The organism is Methylobacterium platani, assembly GCF_001653715.1.
Lineage (GTDB): Bacteria > Pseudomonadota > Alphaproteobacteria > Rhizobiales > Beijerinckiaceae > Methylobacterium > Methylobacterium platani.
Map to the genome: position 1 here is coordinate 47671 of NZ_LWHQ01000045.1, position 8118 is coordinate 55788.

The window sequence follows — 8118 nt, forward strand, 5'->3', positions numbered from 1 at the left end:
TCAGGCCGGCAGGGCGCGCCAGACCGCAAGGCCCGCGCAGCCGACGAGGGCGAGCGCCAGGACGAGGCGGGGCGCCCGCCCGGCGCCGGCGAGGCGCGCCCGGCAGGCCGGCCGGGCGAGGGCGAGGCCGACGAGGCCGAACCAGGTCGCCGCCATGCAGAACACCGCCGCCCCCGCCACCGGTACCGCGTCGCGGCCGGGATGGGCGAGGAAGAAGCCGGCGAAGAACGAGAGGCTGACCGGGTTGGTCAGCGCCGCCCCGAGGCCGAGGGCGAAGGTGCCGGCGTGGCGCCCGGGCGCGAGCCGGGCCGGATCCCCGGCGAGCCCGGCCCGTCCGCTCGCCAGCCGATAGGCGGCGCGCAGCATCAGGAGGGTGAACAGGGCGGTACCGAGCCCGGTGACGAGGCGCCCGCCCGGCAGGAGCGCGGCGCCGAACCCGACGAAGGCCGCCGCGAGCCCCGCCCCGCAGGCGACGCCGAGAGCCGCCACGACCGGGCCCCAGCCCGGGACCGCGACGCTCGCCCGCAAGACCACCAGGAGGTTGGGCCCCGGGGCGGCCAGGACCGGGGCATAGGCGGCCACCAGCGGCCCCAGCAGGGCGGGCCACGTCTCCACGTCGGGCATCGGGCATCTCCCCGGCGCGTCGGCGCCGTTCGGATACCAGAAAGATGCCAAACCACGCGGCCGCGCGTCCTTCGATTGGAGGAGGCGGGGTGCGCTGGCGCACAGTTCATACTGGTCGATGGACAGTCCGGCAGCCGATCGTCGGGCCAAACGACTGCCGATAACAATCATTGCAGCACCGGAGGCAAATCGTACCGACGTCGAAGGCCAATTGCGAAGACTCGATTCGGGGTGATCACCGTCGTCAAGCAGACGAGCCGCGAGCGGAGGCTCACGGACGGGCCTTCGCAAAATCTAACGTATGACCTCTTTGCACAAGCGCGATTTTTTGATCATGTCCAAGCAAAATTTTATTTCGTTATCCTGAAAGACTTCACAATATATTACTCCAGAATTCACTGAACCCCTTCAGACCATCGAAGATGGAGCGATCTCGAAGCAGGGCTACGGAAGTCTCAGCGATCCCCGAAGGTCGCTTCGGGGTCAGTCGATCCTCGATCAGGCGACACGTCAGGACGAGGCGCAAGCGCGGAGCACGTCGCATTCATGCTCGTAATTTGAGCCCGTGCGGCGATCGAGCGGTCTATCGGATCGCCTGATGCCGCCAAATCGTTCTATCGGATAATCAATAAACAACATCAGACGAAATTTCGATCGAGTGTCGGACGGTCGCATCGCGATGATGCTGTTCAAAGACAGTCGCGATACCGGACCGCGAACGAGAAGCGGCGGCAGGGTCGCCCCTGCCGCCACCTTTCTCAATCCGTGTTCCGGCGATCAGCGCCGCTCGGTGCCGATCGGCTGGCGGGCCGGGGGCAGTTCGTCCTCGATGCCGAGGGTGCGCTCGCGGGTGGTACCGGGCAGGCCGGGATCGACGGTCTGGGTCGTCGGCGCGGCGCCGGCCGCGAAGGGCATGCCGCCGGTATTGAGGCCGGTGGTGGTGCTGCCGGCGGCGCCGACCGCCGACGAACCGCCGGCGACGGCGGCCGGGTTGGTCATCGACGGAGCGGTCTCCTCGTGACGGCCGGTCCAGCCCTCCTGGCGCCAGCCGCGGCTGCGGTCGTCCATGTCGACCGAGCCGTGCTCCTTCAGGATCGCGTAGACCCGGTCGGCATGGGCGTCGTCGGCCCGCACGGTGACCAGCGTGCCGCCGCGGCGCACGCCCTCGGCGTAGGTGTGGGCCTGTTCCTCGCTCAGGCCGGCCCCGGTGAGGGAGCCGATCAGGCCGCCTGCTGCGGCACCGACACCGGCACCGGCCAACGTGGCGACGAGCCAGCCGGCAGCGACCACCGGGCCGACGCCCGGGATCGCCAGCAGGCCGAGGCCGGTCAGCAGGCCCGCGCCGCCGCCGAGCACGGTGCCGATCGAGGCGCCGGCCCCGGCGCCGTTCGAGGCGTCGTGCGCGGTCTCGCCGGTGGTCGTGCCGGTCGTCGTCGTGTCGTGGGTGCCGATATGGCCGGAATACCGGTCGCCCTGGTTGTTGGCCACGATGCTGATGTCGGCGTGCGGCACGCCGGCCGCCTCCACCTTGCGCACCGCCGCCGAGGCGTCGTCGTAGCTGTCGAACAGGGCCGTGATGGTACGGGTCGCCATGGGCGTCGTCCTTTGATCGAGGGAGGGGAAGGCGGTGCCGCGGGGCTTAGCGGGCGGTCGAGACGTTGCCCTTGAAGTCGAGGCCGACCATCACGGTGTTGCCCGACTGCATGGCCTGGCCGCGCCAGATGCCCTGGTCGTCCTTCTTGAGGTCCTTCACGTCCTTGAAGCCGGCCTGCTCCATGCGGCTGCGGGCCTGGGCCTCGGTGAAGCTGTTGGCGCCGGGCTCGAGCTTGGCGTTGGTGGCGACGGTACCGGTGGTGCCCGGGTTGTTCTTGTCCATCATGTCGGTGTTGGGCCGGGTCACCGCCTCCTGGCCCTGCGACTGGGTGCTCGGCTTGGCGTTGTGGGCCGGATCGCCCGTCACCGTGGTCTGGGCCTGGGCCGCGCCGGCCCCGAGCATGCCGAGCGCCGCGAGGGTGATGAGGGTCTTGCGCATGATCTCCTCGAACCTTGTCTGACCGATCGATGCCATCTCAATCGTTGCCGCGCGTCTTAGTTCCGCAGATGTAACGTTGAACTCGGCATCGGCGTCGAGTTCCAAAAAATTCGTATTCAGCTTGACCGTTGATGCGTCGATCTTTGTCTTTGTTCTGTGGTGCGGCGCACAAAAACGGAACGCCGGGATTGTTCCGGTCCGAAACTGAACAGAATTTCATTGTGCGCGGGCGTCGGCGATCGGGCGGGCGGGGGCCGCACGGCGCGACGGTCGTTAACCGATCCCTAACCATGCACCCGGCAGGAATTGCCGGGTCGACGGTGGATGGGTTCTGATGAGCGAGACCGGGGCACTCGGCGCGGGCCGCATCTTCGCGCTGCCGACGCGGGCCGACCTGATGGCGCTGACGCGCCGCAGCGACATCGTGCTCGCCGTCGCGGTGCTCGGCATCCTGGTGGTGCTGATCTTCCCGCTGCCGGCCCTGCTCCTCGACCTGCTGCTGGCGGTCTCGATCATCCTGTCGGTCCTGATCCTGATGACCGGCCTGTTCATCGAGAACCCGCTCGAATTCACGGTCTTCCCGGTCGTGCTGCTGATCGCCACGATGCTGCGGCTGGCGCTCAACCTCGCTTCGACCCGGCTGATCCTCGGCCACGGCCACGAGGGCACGGCGGCGGCCGGCCACGTCATCGAGGCGTTCGGCCACTTCGTGATGGGCGGCAACTTCCTGATCGGGATCATCGTCTTCGCAATCCTGATCATCGTGAACTTCGTCGTCATCACCAAGGGCTCGGGCCGCATCGCGGAGGTCGCGGCGCGCTTCACCCTCGACGCGATGCCCGGCAAGCAGATGGCGATCGACGCCGACCTCTCGGCCGGCCTTATCGACGAGAAGACCGCCAAGACCCGCCGCCAGTCGCTCGAGGACGAATCCTCGTTCTTCGGCGCCATGGACGGCGCCTCGAAATTCGTGCGCGGCGACGCGATCGCGGCGCTCCTCATCACCTTCATCAACGTGGTGGGCGGCATCATCATCGGGGTCGCCCAGCAGGGCCTGAGCTTCGGCGACGCGGCCCGGAGCTACACCCTGCTCACCGTCGGCGACGGACTCGTCAGCCAGGTCCCGGCGCTGATCGTCTCGACCGCGGCGGGCCTCCTCGTCTCCAAGGCCGGCGTGCGCGGCGCCGCCGCCCGGGCGCTCGGACGCCAGATCGCCAACTACCCCAAGGCGCTCGGCATGTCGGCCGGGGTGATGATCCTGATCGGGCTCCTGCCCGGCATCCCGATGCTGCCCTTCCTCGCCCTCGGGCTCGGCGCCGCCTACCTCGCCCGCCGCATCGCGCTGATGCCCAAGCCCGTCGAGGCCGAGGCCGCCGCCGGGGACGCATCCGCCGCGGACGGCACGGCGGCGCAGAAGGAGGAGACCGCCGCCGACCTCCTCAAGCTCGACGACCTGAAGCTCGAGATGGGCTACGCGCTCCTGCCCCTCGTCAACGGGCCGGCGGGCCAGGACCGCCTCACCGACCAGATCCGGGCCCTGCGCCGGCAGCTCGCCGCCGAGCTCGGCTTCGTGATGCCCTCGGTGCGCATCCTCGACAACGTCCAGCTCGAGGCCAACGCCTACGTGGTGCGGGTGAAGGAGATCGAGGCCGGGACGGGGCAGGTCTTCCCGGGCCAGTTCATGGCGATGGACCCGATGGGCGGCCAGGTGCAGCTGCCGGGCCAGCACCTGCTGGAACCGACCTTCGGCCTGCCGGCGACCTGGATCGACGCCTCCCTGCGCGACGAGGCCCAGCTCAAGGGTTACACCGTGGTCGATGCCGCGACCGTGGTCTCGACCCATCTCACCGAGATCATCAAGGCCCACGTCGCCGACCTCCTCAACCACGTCGAGGTGCACAAGCTCCTGAAGGAGCTGCCGAAGGAGCACGGCGAGCTCCTCAAGGAGGTGGTGCCGGGCCAGATCGCCACCACGGGCATCCAGCGGGTGCTGCAATACCTTCTCGCCGAGCGGGTCTCGATCCGCGACCTCGGCACCATCGTGGAGGGCATCGCGGAGGTCGCCGGACACATCAAGAACCCGCGCGACATCGTCGAGCACGTCCGCGCCCGCCTCGGCCGCCAGATCTGCGCCCAGTACCAGGGGCCGGGCGGGGTGCTGCCGATCATCACCCTGTCGCCGGCCTGGGAGGGCGCCTTCATGGAGGCGATCGTCGGCCAGGGCGACGAGCGCCACCTGGCGATGCAGCCCTCGAAGCTGTCGGACTTCGTCACCACGGTGCGCGACCGCTTCGAGGAGGCGGCGCGGATGGGCGAGATGCCGGTCCTCGTCACCTCGGTCCAGGCCCGGCCCTTCGTGCGCTCGATCATCGAGCGCTTCCGCCGCGAGACCCCGGTGATGAGCCAGGCCGAGATCCACCCGCGGGCGCGACTGAAGACCGTCGGCTCGGTCTAGCCAGATGTCGCCGAGGCGGTTCCCGGTTCGGCGCCAAAAACCTGCGAGAGAACAAGAATCCAAGTGGGCGAAGCGTCGGCCTGCCGACGCAAGTCCGCTGAGCCTCCGGAGGAGTCCGCAGCGGCGCTCTGCGCCGGCCGCGGGCTGACGGCGCCGGCCCGGCATGGCAAAGGAGGCCGGACACGACCCCGGAGGATCCGATGCCGCTCTACGCCCTCGACGCCGTCAGCCCGGTCCTGCCGGAGGATGGCAGCACCTGGATCGCGCCCGACGCCCACGTGATCGGCCGGGTGCAGCTCGGCCGCGAGGTCGGCGTGTGGTTCGGCGCGGTCATCCGCGGCGACAACGAGCCGATCGCGGTCGGCGACCGCACCAACATCCAGGAAGGCGCGGTGCTCCACACCGATGCGGGCTTCCCGCTCACCCTCGGCGACGGCATCACGGTCGGGCACGGCGCGATCGTGCATGGCTGCACGGTCGGCGACAACACGCTGATCGGGATGGGCGCGACGATCCTCAACGGCGCCCGGATCGGCCGCAACTGCCTCGTGGGGGCCAACGCGCTCGTCACCGAGGGCAAGGAGTTTCCCGACAACAGCCTGATCGTCGGCGCCCCCGCCAAGGCGGTGCGGGTGCTCGACGAGGCGGCGGTGGCGGGCCTGCGGGCCTCGGCCGACCGCTACGTCGCCAATGCCAGGCGCTTCGCGCAAGGGCTGCGCCGCATGGATTGATGCCATCGCGCCTCGCCCGACCGGCGCGTCGGCCTCGGCGCCGGGAAAAGGCCTTGCGGGCCTGCCCGCCATCTCCGAGTGAGTTCGTTCGACAATGCCGGGGCCTGACGGCGCGGGCCGTCGATCAGGCGGCGCGCACGGTGGCGAGGAAGCGCTGCACCTCGCTCGAGAGATGAGCGGACTGGCGCGACAGCGCCGAGGCCGAGGCGAGGACCCGGCCCGCCGCGTGCCCGGTCGCCTCGGACGCCTCCGCGACACCCGCGATGTGGCTCGTGACCTCCATCGTCCCGGTGGAGGCCTGGGTCACGCTGCCGACGATCTCCCGGGTCGCCGCGCCCTGCTGATCGACCGCCGCGGCGATCGAGGCCGCGACCGCGTCGATCTCGCGGATCCGCGCGGCGATCGAGCCGATCGCCTCGACGGCCTGGCCCGTCGCGCCCTGGATCTGGCCGATCTGGCCGGCGATCTCGTCGGTGGCCCGGGCCGTCTGGTTGGCCAGTTCCTTGACCTCCGCCGCCACCACGGCGAAACCGCGGCCGGCCTCGCCGGCCCGCGCCGCCTCGATCGTGGCGTTGAGCGCCAGCAGGTTGGTCTGGGCCGCGATGGTCGAGATCAGCTTCACGACGCCATCGACCCTGGCGACCGTGCGATTGAGCGCGAGCACGAGGGAGGCGGTCTCTCCGGCCTCGCCCACCGCCAGCTTCGCCAGATCGGCCGAGCCCGAGACCTGCCGGCCGATCTCCACCACCGAGGCGCCGAGCTCTTCGGCCGCCGCCGCCACGGTGTTGACGTTGGCCGCCGCCTGTTCCGCCGCCGCCGCGACCGTGACCGAGCGGCCGGCGGTTTCGGTCGCGGCCGCACTCATCTGCCCGGCGGTTCCCTGCAGCTCCGTCGCCGAATCCGAGACCAGCCCGACGATGCCGCCCACCGCCGCCTCGAAGCGGTCCGCCATCTCGCTCATCGCGGCACGGCGCTGCGTCTCGGCATCGGCGCGGGCCAGGGCGGTCTCCGCCTCGAGCCCGCGCGCGTGGATCAGGTTGTCCTTGAACACCTGCACGGCGCCGGCCAGCGAACCGATCTCGTCGCGCCGCCCGACGCACGGCACGGCGATGTCGACATGCCCGCCGGCGATGCGGCCGACCGCTCCGGTCAGGGTCTGGAGCGGCTGCACCACCCGGGAGAACAGCAGGACCGCGGCGCCGGCCGACAGCGCCAGGATGAGACCCACGACGCCGAGCGCGACCATGACGGCGCTCCTGGCGCCCTGCGCGGCCCCCCGGGCCTCGGCCATGGCGTGATCGAGGGCCGCATCGCGCAGCACGAGGAGGTTCGCCAGGCCCGGCAGCGTCCATTTGCGGAACTCCGTCCGGTTGAACGGCCATGCGACGGGCTGGTCCGGGGCGAGCCGGCTCTGCGCCCGGGCGGTGGCGATCATCTCCAGCCAGCGGGCGTCGTCGCGCTTGACGAAGGCGGCCTGCTGCCGCTCCAGCTCCTGCTTCAGGACCTCGGCGTCGGGCATGGCCTCGATCAGGCGCGTGGCGTTGTCCCAGGCCTGCGCGGTGCGGCCGGTGAGCTGATCGACGGCGGGGAAGTCGGCCGCAGGCGGGCTGCCGGTGACCCAGTTGCCCAGGAACACGGCCCGGCGGCCGACGAATTCCCGGACATCCATGACCAGGGTCGCGACCTCCACGGCGGCGGCGATCCGCGGCGCCTCCGCGGCGACGCGCCGGCCGGCGGACTTGGCGAGATCGGACAGGCGGGAGGTCCCCCGCTGCAACTCCTGCATGACCTGCGCGGAGAAGCCCCGATCCCGCTGCGCGCCGGGCAGCTTCGCCTGGGCGGCGACCGCCTCCCTCAGGCCCGCCAGCGCCGCCCTGGTCTCGGAGAGGCTCCGCCCGTCCAGGCCGGCGGCGCGGACGCTCCGCTCGGCGGCGTCGAGCAGCGAGTCGCTGGCGCGGGCCGCCAGGGCGAGGGCCGGCAGGTCCGGGGCCTCAGCCTTCGCGGCGGCGTTGATGGTGCCCATCTCGACGCCGAACACCGTCTGCGCCCGCTGGACATCGGCTACGACCGTCGCGGCGACCTCGGCATTGGCTGCCCGCGTCCAGGAGCGCCAGTTCTCCGAGGCGATCCAGCTCGTGGCCGCGAGGCCCGGAATCGCCACGATGGCGAAACCGGTGAGGACGATAATCTTGATGCGCATCGGGATCGCTCGATCGTTCTTCGGCGAATGTGCGACAAAACGACTAATCGTGACTTAGGCGGTGTGGACAGTTACC

At 70.6% G+C, this 8118-nt stretch carries 6 protein-coding genes; 2 read left to right on the top strand and 4 right to left on the bottom strand.

Annotation, left to right across the window (positions count from 1 at the left end):
* The 3 genes from A5481_RS22395 to A5481_RS22405 form a co-directional block, all read right to left on the bottom strand.
* Positions 1-624, bottom strand: a complete 624-nt coding sequence (locus A5481_RS22395; protein ID WP_048437124.1) for a hypothetical protein — start codon at positions 622-624, stop codon at positions 1-3.
* Positions 625-1401: 777 nt separating this feature from the next.
* Positions 1402-2217: a hypothetical protein gene (locus A5481_RS22400; RefSeq protein ID WP_048437125.1), complete on the bottom strand. Its 816-nt coding sequence runs from the start codon at positions 2215-2217 to the stop codon at positions 1402-1404.
* 46 nt (positions 2218-2263) lie between these two features.
* The gene (locus A5481_RS22405) at positions 2264-2656 is read right to left on the bottom strand and encodes a hypothetical protein (RefSeq protein ID WP_048437126.1); all 393 of its coding nucleotides are present in this window, start codon (positions 2654-2656) and stop codon (positions 2264-2266) included.
* A gap of 334 nt (positions 2657-2990) precedes the next feature.
* On the opposite strand from A5481_RS22405, the gene flhA reads away from it, so the two are divergent.
* Both flhA and A5481_RS22415 read left to right on the top strand, forming a co-directional pair.
* Positions 2991-5111 carry a flagellar biosynthesis protein FlhA gene (flhA, locus tag A5481_RS22410; RefSeq protein WP_048437127.1) on the top strand — a complete coding sequence of 707 codons (2121 nt, stop codon included), beginning with the start codon at positions 2991-2993 and terminating at the stop codon, positions 5109-5111.
* A 200-nt stretch (positions 5112-5311) separates the two neighbouring features.
* Entirely contained in the window at positions 5312-5842 is a 531-nt protein-coding gene (locus A5481_RS22415) for a gamma carbonic anhydrase family protein (protein ID WP_048437128.1), read from the top strand.
* A gap of 124 nt (positions 5843-5966) precedes the next feature.
* On the opposite strand, the gene A5481_RS22420 is transcribed toward A5481_RS22415, so the two are convergent.
* Positions 5967-8042: a methyl-accepting chemotaxis protein gene (locus A5481_RS22420; RefSeq protein WP_053082591.1), complete on the bottom strand. Its 2076-nt coding sequence runs from the start codon at positions 8040-8042 to the stop codon at positions 5967-5969.
* Positions 8043-8118: the final 76 nt, after the last annotated feature.